The organism is Methylobacter sp. (genome assembly GCF_030680395.1).
In the GTDB taxonomy this organism is placed as follows: Bacteria; Pseudomonadota; Gammaproteobacteria; order Methylococcales; family Methylomonadaceae; genus Methylobacter_A.
This window is the reverse complement of record NZ_JAUXVR010000029.1, coordinates 39,447-54,252: the sequence shown is the minus strand read 5'-3', so window position 1 is coordinate 54,252 and position 14,806 is coordinate 39,447. Positions and strand designations below refer to the sequence as shown.

At 47.2% G+C, this 14,806-nt stretch carries 11 protein-coding genes; 8 read left to right on the top strand and 3 right to left on the bottom strand.

Annotated elements, in window-relative coordinates:
- The first annotated feature begins 11 nt into the window (after positions 1–11).
- Both Q8L79_RS12630 and Q8L79_RS12625 read left to right on the top strand, forming a co-directional pair.
- Positions 12–467 carry a hypothetical protein gene (locus tag Q8L79_RS12630; protein ID WP_305271795.1) on the top strand — a complete coding sequence of 152 codons (456 nt, stop codon included), beginning with the start codon at positions 12–14 and terminating at the stop codon, positions 465–467.
- Positions 468–756: 289 nt separating this feature from the next.
- The gene (locus tag Q8L79_RS12625; protein WP_305271793.1) at positions 757–1,716 is read left to right on the top strand and encodes a hypothetical protein; all 960 of its coding nucleotides are present in this window, start codon (positions 757–759) and stop codon (positions 1,714–1,716) included.
- A 768-nt stretch (positions 1,717–2,484) separates the two neighbouring features.
- Here the strand turns inward: Q8L79_RS12625 and Q8L79_RS12620 are convergent.
- From Q8L79_RS12620 to lptD, 3 genes are read right to left on the bottom strand one after another with little or no spacing between them, the layout of a single operon-like run.
- Positions 2,485–2,955, bottom strand: a complete 471-nt coding sequence (locus Q8L79_RS12620) for a DbpA RNA binding domain-containing protein (protein WP_305271791.1) — start codon at positions 2,953–2,955, stop codon at positions 2,485–2,487.
- Between the two features lie 34 nt (positions 2,956–2,989).
- The gene (locus Q8L79_RS12615; RefSeq protein WP_305271789.1) at positions 2,990–4,294 is read right to left on the bottom strand and encodes a peptidylprolyl isomerase; all 1,305 of its coding nucleotides are present in this window, start codon (positions 4,292–4,294) and stop codon (positions 2,990–2,992) included.
- Positions 4,291–7,314 carry an LPS-assembly protein LptD gene (lptD, locus tag Q8L79_RS12610; protein WP_305271787.1) on the bottom strand — a complete coding sequence of 1,008 codons (3,024 nt, stop codon included), beginning with the start codon at positions 7,312–7,314 and terminating at the stop codon, positions 4,291–4,293. The genes Q8L79_RS12615 and lptD overlap by 4 nt, the downstream gene beginning before the upstream one ends.
- Positions 7,315–7,418: 104 nt before the next feature.
- On the opposite strand from lptD, the gene Q8L79_RS12605 reads away from it, so the two are divergent.
- From Q8L79_RS12605 to Q8L79_RS12580, 6 genes are all read left to right on the top strand, one after another.
- The gene (locus Q8L79_RS12605; protein WP_305271785.1) at positions 7,419–8,630 is read left to right on the top strand and encodes an aminoglycoside phosphotransferase family protein; all 1,212 of its coding nucleotides are present in this window, start codon (positions 7,419–7,421) and stop codon (positions 8,628–8,630) included.
- Positions 8,627–9,298, top strand: coding sequence for an N-acetylmuramate alpha-1-phosphate uridylyltransferase MurU (gene murU / locus Q8L79_RS12600; protein ID WP_305271784.1), 672 nt, complete (start codon positions 8,627–8,629; stop codon positions 9,296–9,298). The genes Q8L79_RS12605 and murU overlap by 4 nt, the downstream gene beginning before the upstream one ends.
- A 5-nt stretch (positions 9,299–9,303) precedes the next feature.
- Positions 9,304–9,513, top strand: a complete 210-nt coding sequence (locus Q8L79_RS12595) for a dodecin (RefSeq protein ID WP_305271782.1) — start codon at positions 9,304–9,306, stop codon at positions 9,511–9,513.
- Positions 9,514–9,534: 21 nt separating this feature from the next.
- Positions 9,535–10,188 carry an adenylyl-sulfate kinase gene (cysC, locus tag Q8L79_RS12590; RefSeq protein ID WP_305271780.1) on the top strand — a complete coding sequence of 218 codons (654 nt, stop codon included), beginning with the start codon at positions 9,535–9,537 and terminating at the stop codon, positions 10,186–10,188.
- Between the two features lie 3 nt (positions 10,189–10,191).
- Positions 10,192–11,148 (top strand): DHH family phosphoesterase, encoded by a 957-nt coding sequence (locus tag Q8L79_RS12585; RefSeq protein ID WP_305271778.1) that lies wholly within the window; start codon positions 10,192–10,194, stop codon positions 11,146–11,148.
- A 104-nt stretch (positions 11,149–11,252) separates the two neighbouring features.
- On the top strand, positions 11,253–14,711 hold the full coding sequence (locus tag Q8L79_RS12580; RefSeq protein WP_305271776.1) for a hypothetical protein: 3,459 nt from the start codon (positions 11,253–11,255) through the stop codon (positions 14,709–14,711).
- Positions 14,712–14,806 lie beyond the last annotated feature (95 nt).

The following is a 14,806-nucleotide window of genomic DNA, read 5'->3' as shown; positions in this document are numbered from 1 at the left end:
CCGCAATAAAAATGAATATGAGAACTCGCGTTATTATAAAAAAACTATCAAATCCTCGCGTTAGAAGGCGATTAAAAATTGGCCTCTCTGTTTATGGTGGCGTGATTGTGATTGGTCTGATGTTTAAGCTTGTCTATGATATTGGTTATTTTAACGCGCAGTCACTTAAAAATGATAAGAACGCTGAACTACCTACTACGAATCCAGTGCTGACAATGGAATCTGCTCAGCGTATTGTGTCTGGTGCGCTAAAAGAAGATCCTACTAATCCAAAAACAATTGTGGGTCAGATTATTGATAACAATCAGAAACTTTCAATCATTATTATAGAAAACAATAAGCTAAAAAAAATTGCTTGGATTATAGATATGCGTTTGTTTTTTACCGGAGATCTATTCAATAACGAAGGTTATAATTTAACCGAAGGTATTGAGCATCAACACAATATCAATCGTAGTGATCATTGATTGCTCGTAACGGGACTAGCGGGGGCATTTGAACAGAAACTTATGGCTGTCTAAGCTAATTCAGCAATGTAATCTTTTCGTTGCCCTACGTTTGATGCTCATTAATGTCGGGCATAAACTGCTTGCCCGACCTACCGGCTACATGGCGATAAATTCCTGACCAATGCGAGGCAAAACAATAGATAAAATCAAGGCAATGCAAGATGCTGTTCAGGCAATACTTTTGCTGATAGAATCCAATGCACTTTAAACCACAATAATAAATTACCCAAATAAGAAGGTAACGCTCATGTCCGAATATATTTCCGATGCACTCGATATTGCCAATCAAGAAGCTGAACGCGCCAGAGAGGCGGCAAACCGTTGCGAAGATTTCTGTCAATCTGCTGAACAATCTCAACGAGCCGCTGAACGACAGGCACAAGCAGCGTCAGAACGCGCAGTTCAAGCTGATCAGCATGCTCATCAAGCCGCATTAGTTCTCCATCATGCTGAAACACATGCTGAAAATGCCGGCAACGCAGCTCAAAGTGCTAATGACAGCGCCCAAACAGCGGCCCAGGCAGCCAGCAAGGCAGAGGATGAAGCGCAACAAGCCCGCACCCACGCCGAAACAGCCGCACATGCGGCGACTGAAAGCCAGGCTTCTGCACGAACGGCGCAAGACTGTGCCGAGCAGGCCCAACAACAGGCTGAAAATACCGGTACCTCAGCTCAGGATGCAAACGGTAGCGCCCAAACAGCAGCCCAGGCAGCCATTAAGGCGGAGGATGAGGCACAACAAGCAGCTCGGTTTGCAAGCGACGCTCAAGCATCCGCCTATTTGACCGGCCAGACAGTGAGTCAATCTCAGGAACACGCCACTCAAGCAGCCCAGTTTAGTGAGCAGTCAGCCAGTCGCGCTCAAGAAATTGAACAACAGCGCAGTGAAGCGCAAACAGAGATGGATAGGATACGGGGTCTTCGTGCTCAAGCCGAGTTTGTATTATCACAACTGCAACAAGCACTTTCCGAAACTCAAAATGCCCAGAACTTGGCTGAACAGGCTCGCGATGATGCGCAGAGGCTGCGTGATGATGCCCGGGAATTGCACGCGCAGGCCCAAGAGGCCTCAGCTCGCATCCAGGATCATTCCCACAGTGCCGAACAAGCCAAAACCGAGGCTGTCAGCGCCGCCGAAGATACGAAAAAATCAATGTTCGAGGCCAGAGCTGTATTGTCGCGTGCTTTTACTGCGGTTAAGTGGTAACAAGAGGGCTCCTTACCTACATGAACATCAGCCCGTAGGGCCCAATAGCAGCTTTATCGCGTATTGCGGCGTGACAATCTCGCCATGCAACACGCTACGCTATTGCATCCTACGGATACGCCTTACAGCGTTGGTTGCTTTTTTACAGTTGTCATTTTTAGCGATGAAATTTGATTTTTTGTATGATTGCCGTTACCGCTTACCAGCAGAACCGCTCTTTCAACTGCAAAGATGCATGAAGTACGACCGAGGCAAAGCAATGCAGGTTAAGACAGAGTGATATTTGTTAAGGTTGGCAAAGAAGTAGTTGATATTTTCACTGCACGGGGATGTGGTTTATCACCACGACACGGAACCAGCCATAATCGGCGGTATATTTTTTAAAGATTCAACAGTCGAACCGGCTTCCCAAAAGCAAATTTCCTGCTTCAACTTGTCCGAGCATTTTGACAATGTCAGTCACGATGTGGTGAGCAACTTCCTTAAACAGAGCCGAATAACGGCGCGGCAGGTGTGGGAAAACTGGTCAAGGGGCTAATCAAAAATACCGAAAAGTCAAAGCGACCTCCTTGAAAAAAGTCACTCTACCAAGCCCGGGCCGAACTGCGTAACCCCGGAATTAAGGCTTATTCGGGGTATAGCGAAAGTCCTACGAGTGTAAGATGCAGGAGGTAGAGTATTGGTGGACAGATATTTGTTCCTCGGTAATTGCCCCGCTCTGGACATCTGCAATATCTAGGCGATTATCCCTGCATCTGTTCGATTAGCTTAAACGCCACGGGCTTGATCGGAACCACTGTTGTTAGATGGAGGCGTACGCTGTCTTCCACGTCGACCGTAGTTGTTGCTACGTCTTTTATTACGTGCCTTTACCCGTTTTATATCCAGTTTATGTTGCTTGATTTCTACCGACTTTAAATGCAGAAATATATCTTGCGGCATTTCATCGGGCAACTCGACAAGCGTGTAATCACCCTGAATATTAATATTGTTAATATTATTTTTGTCGACTCCAGACTCTTCAATCAATATTTTTTTAAGCTCTTCGGACGTAACCTGATGCTTACTTCCCACATCCAATCGATAGCGAACCATTTTAATGCTTGGCTGGATTATAATTGTTCCTGCATTGCCTAAAGCGCCTACTTTTGGCGCTCTTTCCGTGCGTTGCTCTACCTCCCTCATCCTTGGAACCTTATCGCCTGCAGCCGTGCAATCATGTTTATTATTGGTGATCATTCCGATATAAAAGGGCTAACTGCACCGCGCTGTTTCAAAGTCTATCTTGATAAATTTCTACAAAAGCCTCGTCGCGCAATCTGCGCACCCAGAGCTCTGTTTCTTCTTCGATTTTCCGCTTACGAATAGCCTCTCTCACCAGGTTCTTTTTAAACTCGCTACTATCGTCCTTATTTTCCCGGCCCAAGACCTGAATGATGTGCCAACCGAACTGTGTCTGTACAGGTTCGCTCACTTCGTTAATGCCGAGTTTTACCATGGCTTCTTCAAACGGTTTAACCAAATCGCCGGGGCTGACCCAGTCAAGTAAACCGCCTTTTAATGCCGAACCTTTGTCATCTGAATGCGCCCGAGCCAGTGCAGCAAAATCATCGCCATCAGCAATGCGGACTTTTAATGCCTGCAAACGTTTATTTGCCTCGGCATCATCAACCAACTCATTGGTTTTTATTAAAATATGCCGAACTTTGGTTTTGATAATCATATGATTATCCGTACCTTTTAGCTCTATCATTTTAATAATATGAAAACCACTCGGACTGCGTATGGGTTCGGACACATCGCCCTGCTTCATTTGCCTGATTTCATTAACAAACAAAGTTGGTATTTCACTCATGGTGCGCCAACCCAAGTCACCGCCCTTTAGAGCATTCGCATCATCTGAATCGCTTATCGCTGTTTGAGTAAAATCTTGCCCTACTCGCAGGTTCTTGACAAGATCATCGGCTTTACTCATCGCTTTTTGTATTTCTGTCGATGACGCGCCTTCTTTAACTGCAATTAATATATGCCCCAGATGATACTGCGAAGACTCTTCGCCGATTTTATCCTGAGTTTCCATGTAGTGCTCAACCTCGCGGTCAGTCACTTTAATGCGTCCGCCTATTTCTCTGCCACGTAATTGGTTAATGATGATTTCATTGCGCATATTATCCAAAAAACTTTGATAAGTAATGCCCTGTCCTTCCAGCTCAGCCCTGAATTGATCCAAATCCATATTATTTCTTCGGGCTATATCCGAGGCCGAACTGTTAAGCATTTCTTCGTTGACAGTAATTCCGGCTTTTTCCGCTAACTGCCGCTGGAGTTTATCAACAATCATTTTTTCCAGTACTTGCTTACGCAGCACATAAACAGGCGGAACGGCGGCATTACTTTGCTGTATTCTTTGCTCAATAGCCGCCACTTCTTTTTGTAATTCACGCTCAAGGATAACGTCCTCTTCAACCACAGCGATGATGGTATCAAGAATTTCAGCGTGAACTAAAAAGCTGCCGAACAATAAACTACACAGCATTACTGTAACAATAAATCTTTTCATGTTTTCTTGTTTGATCATTCTTGAGGTTTCCGATAACCATAAATTTGCTGTTCAAAAAACTCATCCAGCTTTTCCCCAATACCTGTCAACCCCTTAAGTTCTAGCTGAAGAAAAACACCTGTCTGACTTATACCTGTGGCGTCGATAGCAAGGGCGTTTTGAATATTTTGGGGTGTATTTGGGCTTGTATTAAGATTTATACTGTTAATCCAGCGTCGTCCAATAACACGAAAACGCCAGCAACAATTCTCTTTTTCCACGCCAAAAAAACTTTCCTGAGTTGAATTATTCAGCAATGAATACGTCCAACGCCCAACCACAGACCAATCGTTATAAATCGGCCAGTGAACGCTAACATCGCTTTGAATAATGTCATAAGTTCTCGCCCCCAGTAAATCCGGATAAGTTGTATTTTTTCTATACCGATAGCCCATATTAACAACCTCACCAGGCTCATTAATATAATGGAGCATGGCGTTGTGCCTGACAAATTCGCTCAAATGCGGATTCCATTGCGTCCCGGAACCTACCGAAACATGATCCGTCAGCTCGACATTGAGCTCAGCTACCAGATTTGAAAATTTATCGGTATTAGGAAAATAGCCCGGCAAAATTTCCTGGTAGTTAGGCTGGTAAATAACCTTTCTATCCTGAAAATAAATAATCTCACCCACGCTGAGCTTTAGCTTTTCCTTGCCGGATTTAGCATCGACCAAGCGCGTTGTTAAGGCTGCCGTTAGCTGATTAGCATCCCCTACCCTATCCTGGCCGCTAAAGCGGTTTTCCAGGAACATGCTATTAAAGGAAAAATCATTCGGCGCAGTATCGAATAGAGGAATATTGTCTTGATCTGTATTGGGTACATACAAATAAAACAATCTGGGTTCAAGGGTATGCAAATATGATCTATTGAAAATATTCGTGTCCTTTTCCAGATAAAGACCGGTATCAGTAGAAAAAATCGGCAGATTTCTGGACTGACTTGAAGAAACTACTTGGCCTGACAGTGTTATTGGGCCTCCACTTGGATTGCTTAGAGAATATTGAGTAGACTGGAAAGAAAGCCTAGGCGTTAAAAAAGTACTGGCGGTTTGCAATGGGAAACTGACTGACGGCCTGATATTGGTTCGCTGTCCATTCACCGGCGTGCTATCAACTTCATTTTGTACTCCGGTCCAATTTTTTGTTACACGTCTTACTGGTACTCCGTTCTCCACTGTTGTTACATACACTACAGGATCATGCTGAAAATACACATATTCAGCATCCAGCAAGGTTGTCAACGGCATAAATTTGAATGAATGGTTCAAATTAAGGTTAACCTGCGGTAACCTCCGATACGGTATCCCCTCTTTGGCTATCGCTTTATCAATCGATTGATAATTATCGACATGGCCTGTTAAAGAAACACCATTATTAACATAACCCAGATTAGCCTGACTTAAAAGATAACTACTGTAGGTCGACATGCTAAGCGCATTACCTAAGTCAGAGAAATAATCTTTATCCGACACATAATTCAAATCCATGTTTGAATTAATATGGGATGTAAATTGGGTCGTATTCTTAATTGCTGCCAGATACCGCGACTTATCACGAAGACTGTCATGAGGCATAAATTCCAGATCTGCCGTTCCTTTTGTCATCTCTGTTAAATAGCCAAAATTTCCACCCAGTATGGCCCCTCTTTTTGCAAGATATCGTGGTCGGAAAGTGGCATCGTAATTGGGAGCTATATTCCAATAATACGGCGTTGTCAGACTGAATCCACCCCGCTGCGTATTACCGAATGAAGGCGCAAGAAAACCGGAAATCCGTCTGTCGTCTATCGGAAAAGAAAGATAAGGCGAATAAAACACAGGCGTACCTTTAAACTCAAGCCAGGCATTTTTAGCGGAGCCTTGACCGCTAATTTTATTCATTTTCAGCTCACTCGCATGCACAACCCAGTCCTGATTACCGGGGCGACAGCTGGTATAAGCAACCTCTTTATATCGAGACAGGGAACTACTCTCCCGATAAATCGTTTTCGCCCGACCTCTGAGCGGCGTAGCCGGAGATATAAACAAGGCTTCCCGGAGGCGTGCCTGATCGGAAGCCAAGTTAAGGGATGCCGACTCACTGTGCAAGGCCAATTCATCTTCGCTATAGTAAACACTACCTTGTAAATCCAAGGTCTCCGACACTGTGTCATAACTTGCTTTATTAGAGAATGAACGCTGATCCGCACGAGTCATTTCAACATTACCGGTGTAATTGTAGATTTCATTCTCGAATATTTCTGCATAATCGGAATCGATATCCAGAGGAGATGCCTCCCTCAAATCCTTTTCCGGCACAAAGCCGGGCTTTTTACCATCAGGCGCTGTGCAGCTTTGCCAGGGATCGTATTTCAATTGTGATTTAAGATTGCTAAAAGTTAGCTCTTCATTATGGTCAAACGCCGGAGTAAGAAAACTCATGCCGGGTTCAGAGGTTTCAATAATACGCGCCTGCCCCTTAGGATCGGCGCCGACCAACTTACAATCCCAGTTTTTGTCTGCGGCCTTGGCATCGCAGGTCCAACCTGGACGATTAGCATCAGTTTGAAGTGGTCTTTTTGAATTGGTATCGGCCGAAGGCGGAGCGATGGGATTAGTCTCCATGCTAACTTGCCGGGTGTTTTTATCGCTATCAGTACTAACTGGAAGTTTAGGCACGCCAAGCTCCGCCGCGGCCTTCTCGACAGGGACGGACTGCTGGGTCTCAACAGCCTCAACCGGCGCGCGATCAGGCTCTGCTACGACCGGCTGAGCACTTTCAACGGCCTTTGTGGGCGCTGGCTGTACGTCTTTGACAGGACTCTCCTGAGCATTGCCGAGGGGCTCAGTGCTGGCAGGCACCTTTGCCTCGCTGGTTTTCTCCGCAGGTTTTTTATCACCCACACAAACCCACTCTTTGCTATCCTTATCTTGTGCGCAATTCCAGATTGCTTCGTTGGCAATGCTGACAGGTGCATAAATAGAAGGTAAAAAAAACAGTATTAAACGGCGGCGCATAGGTAATATCAAGTTTAGTAGCGTAGTGAATCATAAATCGAATAAAATGCCGGACGTTAATTTTACCTTACTACCCCTACATTATACTAATCTATCCTACCATCATGATGCCTGAAGACTTAAGAACAATATCGATGTTCGACTGGCTTGAAAACGATTTATTGCTTACCATCACTGCATGCGACCCCGCCTCCAGCGATGCCAGCTTTCGGCGTTACTTTAGAGTCAAAACTTCAGGCTACTGCATGGATGCAGGAGGTACGACCCCAAGGATGGGAGAGGCAGAACAATGCAGGGAACAATTGCCGACGACTGCATGGACGCAGGAGGTAGAGCAACGCAGGGAGCGGTTGCCGACGACTGCATGGACGCAGGAGGTAGAGCAACGCAGGGAGCGGTTGCCGAGAGCAATGCAGGGAGCAGTTGCCGAGCAACAATTTATTGTCATGGATGCCCCGCCGGCCAAAGAAAATATTGAACCTTTCATTAGAATTGCCAAGCTACTAACGCAGTCTCGGATTAACGTCCCGACCATTTTTCAACAAAACATGACTGACGGATTTCTACTGCTGGAGGATTTCGGTAATCAGTGTTTTCTCGATCAGCTTAATGAAGCCACCGCTCCCGATTTATATCAAACTGCTTTCGACAGTTTATTCAAACTGCAAACCCAAATACCTGTACAAAACTCCGGATTGCCCAGCTATGACGAACCGCTCCTGCACAGGGAACTGGCTATTTTTGACGAATGGTTTTTAGGACAGTTGCTGGACATTGAAATTCCCGCACCGGTTTGGGAGACAACGCGTACCATTCTCACCGCATCGGCTCTGGAGCAACCCAGCACCTGCGTGCACCGAGATTATCATTCCCGCAACCTGATGGTTTTAGACAGTGACTCACCCGGCGTCATCGATTTCCAGGACGCCGTCATCGGCCCTATCACCTATGATCTGGTCTCGTTATTGCGCGATTGCTATATAGCCTGGCCTGAGCAACAGGTTGAACAATGGCGATTTAACTATTTTGAACGACTCCAACTGGCAGGCCTCATTAATTGCACTCCGGCCCAATTTAAACGCTGGTTTGACCTGATGGGGCTACAGCGTCACCTTAAAGCTATCGGTATTTTCTCCCGCTTGCATTTGAGAGACGGCAAGTCCAATTACCTTGACGACATACCGCGCACACTGAACTATGTCACCGCTGTTTGCGCGGCTTATCCTGAACTTGCCGAGTTCAATGGCTTCCTGCTCGATCAAGTGTTGCCTGCATACGGCAATCAGAGCGTCATGCCTTGCCCTTCTGCTCTATGAAGGCCATGATTTTAGCGGCAGGGCGCGGCGAAAGAATGCGCCCGCTCACCGACCATACCCCCAAACCCCTGCTTACCGCCGCAGGCAAACCGCTGATCGAATATACAATCAAACAACTGGTCGCAGCCGGCTTTAATGATATAGTCATTAACCATGCCCATCTGGGATTGCAAATAGAAGATCAGCTGGGCAACGGCAATGAGCTTGGCGCAAACATAAGCTATTCACCCGAAGGCGAACAAGCGTTGGAAACGGCTGGCGGTATTATTAACGCGCTGCATTTATTAGGCGATGAGGTGTTTTTGGTAGTCAATGGCGATATAGCGACAGATTTTCCGTTTGCCGAACTCAAAAACCAGACCGTCGATTTGGCTCATCTGGTTCTGGTCGATAATCCGGCGCATAATATAAAAGGTGACTTTGGCTTAGCTGATACCGGATTGGTCGTCTCAAATAGTACCGAACAACTTACTTTCAGCGGCATCGGGCTGTATCGTCCTGAACTGTTCAACAACATACCCACCGGCCCCGGCAAACTGGGGCCTTTACTACGCCAAGCCATAGCAAGCGGCCGGGTTTCAGGGCAAAAAGCGAAGGGGTTCTGGATGGACATAGGTACACCTGAACGCTTGCAGGAACTGGATTTTTATTACACTCAACAAAGGTAAAGATCATGTCTAACCATGTTTATAAAAAAATAGAACTGACCGGCTCATCAGCCGTCGGCATACAGGAAGCTATCGAAAATGCCGTCAGTAAGGCCGGCGAAACTAACGGTAACATGCGTTGGTTTGAAGTCGTTGAAACCCGTGGTCACATAGAAAAAGGCAAAATCGCACATTGGCAGGTCACCGTTAAAATCGGTGTTGCTCTCACAGAATAAAGACATTGTCTTCAATTACTCATGAATAAGCCGTTAAATAAAAGTACCCACACTGTATGGCACCGAGCCACCGTAACCCGGCAACGCCGCGAACAAAAAAACACCCATAAATCAGTCGTCCTCTGGTTTACCGGTTTCTCCGGCTCCGGCAAATCGACGCTGGCCCATGCCGTAGAAGAGCGACTACATCAAAGCGGCTTAAATACTTTTGTTTTGGACGGCGATAATATACGTCACGGCTTATGCAGCGACTTGGGCTTTAGCGATCAAGACCGTAAGGAAAACATCCGCCGCATCAGTGAAACAGCCAAACTGCTGATTGAAGCGGGCGTAATAACATTGACTGCGTTTATCTCGCCGTTTAAAGCGGAACGTGCCACGGCAAGAAGCCTGATGCCGCAGGGCGATTTTATTGAAATTTACTGTTTTTGTCCGTTAACGGTTTGCGAGCAACGGGATGTCAAAGGATTGTATAAAAAAGCGCGCCTAGGCGAAATCTTAGACTTTACCGGTATATCCTCGCCTTACGAAGAACCCGAAAACCCGGATTTAAAAATCGACACGCATCAGCTTACGCTCGAAGAAAGCGTGCAACAGGTCATATCGTTATTACGCGATCGAAACATCCTGCCCGCCCCGGCAATTGTTCATACACTGATGCAATCGACGGTATAAATCATGTATTTCGATGTCTTCAATGGCGATGCCGACGGGATTTGCGCCCTGATTCAACTGCGCCTTGATCGACCGCTGACATCACAGCTCATTACCGGCATTAAACGCGACATACAATTACTGGATAAATTTAGCGTAAGTTCAGGCGACCACATCACAGTGCTGGATATTTCCCTGCAAAAAAACAGTGCTAGAGTTAATGAGTTTTTAAGCCAGGGAGCTCATATTTTTTATGTCGATCACCATCAACCCGGCGACATTCCAAAGCATCCTCACTTAAAAACTCTGATTAACACCGACAGCGCGACCTGCACCAGCTTGCTGGTCAATCAATACCTGAATGGCAAATACCCGTTATGGGCAATAACGGCAGCCTTTGGCGACAATGTAAACCACAGCGCCGAACAGCTGGCCGCCTCCTTGAATCTCAGCCCAACAGAACTCAAAACCCTGGAAAATCTGGGCATCTACATCAACTACAACGGTTACGGCAGCTGCGTCGATGACCTGCATTTTGCCCCCGACAAACTGTATCGGGAAATGGCCGGATTCCAATCCCCTTTCGACTTTATCAGCGGCAATCATGACATCTTTACGCAACTGGAACAGGGCTATCAAGAAGACATGGCAAATGCCCAACGCCTTGCCCCGGAGTACCAAAGCGACGCTGTCACCGTGTTCATCCTGCCCGATACCGCTTGGGCAAGGCGTGTTAACGGCGTATTCGGGAATTTCCTGGCTAATCTTAATCCAACCAGAGCCCATGCGGTAATCACCCATAATAAGGACGACGATTACCAGGTTGGCGTCAGGGCGCCGTTATCTAATAAAATCGGCGCTGATGAACTGTGTTCCGCCTTTGCAACCGGCGGCGGACGTAAAGCTGCGGCAGGCATCAATCATTTGCCCGGCGATAAGCTAAATATTTTTATCAAGAAATTTGAGGATTTTTATTCATAAAGTAACTGGTACAATGCGAGAAAACGGTTTGCCTGAACATTTCCGTTTTAAATTAAACTAAGCCCCAGCCTAGTTGTCACTCAAAATCGCAGGAACCGATACGCATGAACTCATTTACCCATCAACCCCAGCCTGACGCATCCACCCCAAAGCGACTGGAAGAATTACAACACATCAACCTGCAACTTGCGGCCCTGGGGCAGCCAACTTGTGAAGTCGAAAACGACCCGCAATATCTAAAAATTGCAGGCGGTTTGTTAAAAAACTATTCCCAACAACGTCGCCTGTTAGCGCTGGCCAAATACCGCTGTCCGGCCGATCAACGCATACAAGACTTTCTTAACGGTTACTTGACTGAAAACGGCATAGACGGGACTGTCAGCTTGCCGGGTGAAACCTTTGTTCTGGAACAAAAAGGACTGGCGAGGGAATTATCCCTGCCTTTCCAGCATAACGAATTTCATTCGGCTTATGTGGATTCTTACCGGATACAGCAAGGCGTTCTGCATAATCCGAAAAATGACCGACGCACCACCAAAGGCGTATTTCACATTGCCGCCGGCGGCCTTCCGGTTCCGGCCGATAAAAGCGAAGTGCCGGTAGAAGCTTACGCAGCGTTGCTGCGCGCAGCCCTGACGCCTCCCGACGACCTGTTGTCCCTGCCCTTTACCAGCGCCCAAGCAAACACCGCAAAACTCTGGGTATCATCGCTGATGAGACCTATCGTATGTCCGGAAGTTTCAGCAACTATGCCGGTCAAAACCATGGAAGTCCGATTTTTCGCCCCAGGGGGACTGGTCGCTAATCTGGATTTTGTCGAATCCATTTTCGGTAATGCGGGAAACCCGTTCCTGCCCGAAAACGATGCCGCACTGGATATCAATCACTGGACCGGACACACCGGCTGCATTATTCTCGCTTCGCACCTGGTTCATTGCCGGAAAAAAGATCTCGGCCTGCCGCATTTTGATGATGCAACCGAGCGCCAACGCAAAGACGGCATGTGCTGGAAACAGGAAGACGAACTCTACAATAACGGCCAACCGTTTAAACTGGTATGCCGCAATATGCAAGGTGTGATCGTTACCATCATTGCCGACAACTATTTCGGTTACAGCAAGAAAGAAATCAAGTCGCATATCAGCTATGCAGCCAACCTTTACGGCGGCGCTGAAGAAGAACATTCAGGCGGTGCCCTGGCTTTCCCGAGGGTCATTCTCGGCGAAATCTTTTTGCCGCATACCTCCTATATCAGCGAGCATTATTCTTTCGACAAAGTCTGTCGGCAACTGTCGTCGGTCATAGATCCTAAAGACGAAGGCTATGCTGTCGACAAAAACTATCCCGACATTATTTATATTCCCAATTCGGCGAAGTTTAACATTCAGCAACAGCAAGTCAGCTGGACGCATAAGCGCCAGATGCAATCACTTAAATTGCTGTTCGGCTACACCTATGTCTACCCCAACGGCTTTAAAATCCACATGGAACGCCATCCTACTGCGCCCAGCTGGCGCTTGATCGGCACCCATCAGGAAGGCACTTTCTGCCATAAACCGAGCACCGTATCCGGCGGCGGCAAATCGGAAATTTCAAAATCGATTGCGGGAGCTGTCATTTCCGGCCCTGTTTTTGTCGATAATTTCGATAAAGACATGGATATAGTCACCGCTATATTCAATCACGATTATTCCACCCGGTTTCGCAATCCTGCCCTAAATGGACTCGACCAACGCCACCTGCTCAGCAATGAACGTACTTTGGGTTCGGTCATTAAACTGCTGACGCCGTCTGAAACCGAATTTTCGGGCGCCCATAACCAGTGGCTGGCGACAATACCCCAGCATATATTGGCAGTCGCACTGATGATCAAGCGATTTTACAAGGAAGAATGGGGATCGGACTGGAGAAAATATTTCTCCGTCGATATGGTCAACAGCCACCCCGGTAACGAACTAAAGTTTCAAGGCCGCAAACTGATCGCCAGCTACCTGCGCGTAGGCTTTGACGAAAAAGGCGCATGGCGGGTTTTCAAACTGCGCCAGGATTTTATCGCCTCGGCCAAAGTCCAAATGGAAGACGACATTTCCGCATCTACCGTTGTGCCGGTACGTTATCTTACCGGGCTTAATCCCGATTATAAAAATCCCAGCGTCAAACTGGTCGATAATTGCGAGCAAAGTTTCTTTCAACGTCCTGATGATGCAATACACAGGGGCACTGATTTACAAACCGAGCTGGATTTTTCGCGCACGGATAATTTTATCTCCAATTTTCAACCACTCACCCCGCAAGACGCCCGCGAGTTCATCGAAGACGTCATACACTTTGACGAATTCAGCGAACCGATGCAAAACGTCATCCTTCAGGCCGTCAACGGCAAAGATGGCGAATACTTTGTATCATCGGCGCATCCTCGTCTGGTTGACGGAAAGCCCAGCCTCAACGTTCGCTATCTGCAACTTCGCCCGGATATAGCCAGTCCGAAAATGCGCTATATCGCGGAACTGTCCACTCGTTTGGCACGGGGACTTGATACCGATCAAACCGTTTATTTCCCGGTTAACGCAGTACTGACAGGACGCCGCAACAACCCCGCCGATCTGGAGGCAGGCATCCGGCCGCTGGCTATCTATAATCCGATCCATTACCAGGAATTGCCTGAGCTGTTTATGGATTTTATTTGCAGCCTGACCGGAAAATCGCCCTCCACCACCGGCGCAGGTTCCGAAGGCGCATTGACCAAAGGCCCTTTCAATGCCTTATCCACCACCGCCGATCTGAATACCGCGCTGGTTTCGTTCATATTATGCAGCTATGACGGTTTTTCCACGGCGGCGGGTTTCATAGGTTCCAAACGCCAAATCGACCATGACATCAGTCTGCTGATCCCTGAAATCTGGTCACGCTTGCCTGTAGACCAGCGCAACCCGCAGTATTTGATTGCAAAAGGACAGCTGGAAAAGCTGGAGGATTTTGAATACGAAGGTCGCACCGTATTCCAAAGCCGATTGGGCTATCGCATCACCGAACGGTTTGTGCATACCAATTTCGGCAAGATGTTCGATTACCCGACCGCGGTATTCGACGATGCTATGTTGAAACCGGAAACGCAGGATATGCCCAGCTATGTTGACGGCATCGACAACGTGTACGAAGCACAGCAACGGGTAGCGCAACAGTATTTCCAGGACGGTTCCATTGATAATGCCTGCCCGCCCTTGAAAGCGCTGCTGCACATTATGGCCGAGGGTCACTATGCAGGCCAATCCATCAGCGATCCGGCTATTCGCGCGATGTTCACCCGCGACTATTTGCTGCAAAGCGACTGGTATCAACAGCGCCTTGAAATCAAACAGCAACGTGACAACGAACTTTGGCAGCAGCACAAGACTTATATTCAGCAGCAATTGAGTAAAACAGAGCAGAATGATTCAATCAGCCGCACCGGATTAAGCCAAAAACTCGAAGCGGCTGAACGCATGTTGGCCGAGATCAACAACCCGGCTTATCTGAAAGATCTGCAAGGGACTTTGGGGGCGGATTGGGTGCATCATTCGTAGGCACTTTCTTAAAACACAAGCCCAGTTTTGCAAAAATCATAGAATTTTATGATTTTTCTTCAACAGGAAACTTGTAAGAGCGAACCCCGTCAAAT

Bases quoted from the DNA above. Each gene is read 5' to 3' on its own strand.
- Q8L79_RS12605 (WP_305271785.1), top strand. From the start codon at position 7,419: ATGATGCCTGAAGACTTAAGAACAATATCGATGTTCGACTGGCTTGAA.
- lptD (WP_305271787.1), bottom strand. From the start codon at position 7,314: ATGCGCCGCCGTTTAATACTGTTTTTTTTACCTTCTATTTATGCACCT.
- Q8L79_RS12620 (WP_305271791.1), bottom strand. From the start codon at position 2,955: ATGATCACCAATAATAAACATGATTGCACGGCTGCAGGCGATAAGGTT.
- murU (WP_305271784.1), top strand. From the start codon at position 8,627: ATGAAGGCCATGATTTTAGCGGCAGGGCGCGGCGAAAGAATGCGCCCG.
- Q8L79_RS12625 (WP_305271793.1), top strand. From the start codon at position 757: ATGTCCGAATATATTTCCGATGCACTCGATATTGCCAATCAAGAAGCT.
- Q8L79_RS12580 (WP_305271776.1), top strand. From the start codon at position 11,253: ATGAACTCATTTACCCATCAACCCCAGCCTGACGCATCCACCCCAAAG.
- cysC (WP_305271780.1), top strand. From the start codon at position 9,535: ATGAATAAGCCGTTAAATAAAAGTACCCACACTGTATGGCACCGAGCC.
- Q8L79_RS12585 (WP_305271778.1), top strand. From the start codon at position 10,192: ATGTATTTCGATGTCTTCAATGGCGATGCCGACGGGATTTGCGCCCTG.
- Q8L79_RS12615 (WP_305271789.1), bottom strand. From the start codon at position 4,294: ATGATCAAACAAGAAAACATGAAAAGATTTATTGTTACAGTAATGCTG.
- Q8L79_RS12630 (WP_305271795.1), top strand. From the start codon at position 12: ATGAATATGAGAACTCGCGTTATTATAAAAAAACTATCAAATCCTCGC.
- Q8L79_RS12595 (WP_305271782.1), top strand. From the start codon at position 9,304: ATGTCTAACCATGTTTATAAAAAAATAGAACTGACCGGCTCATCAGCC.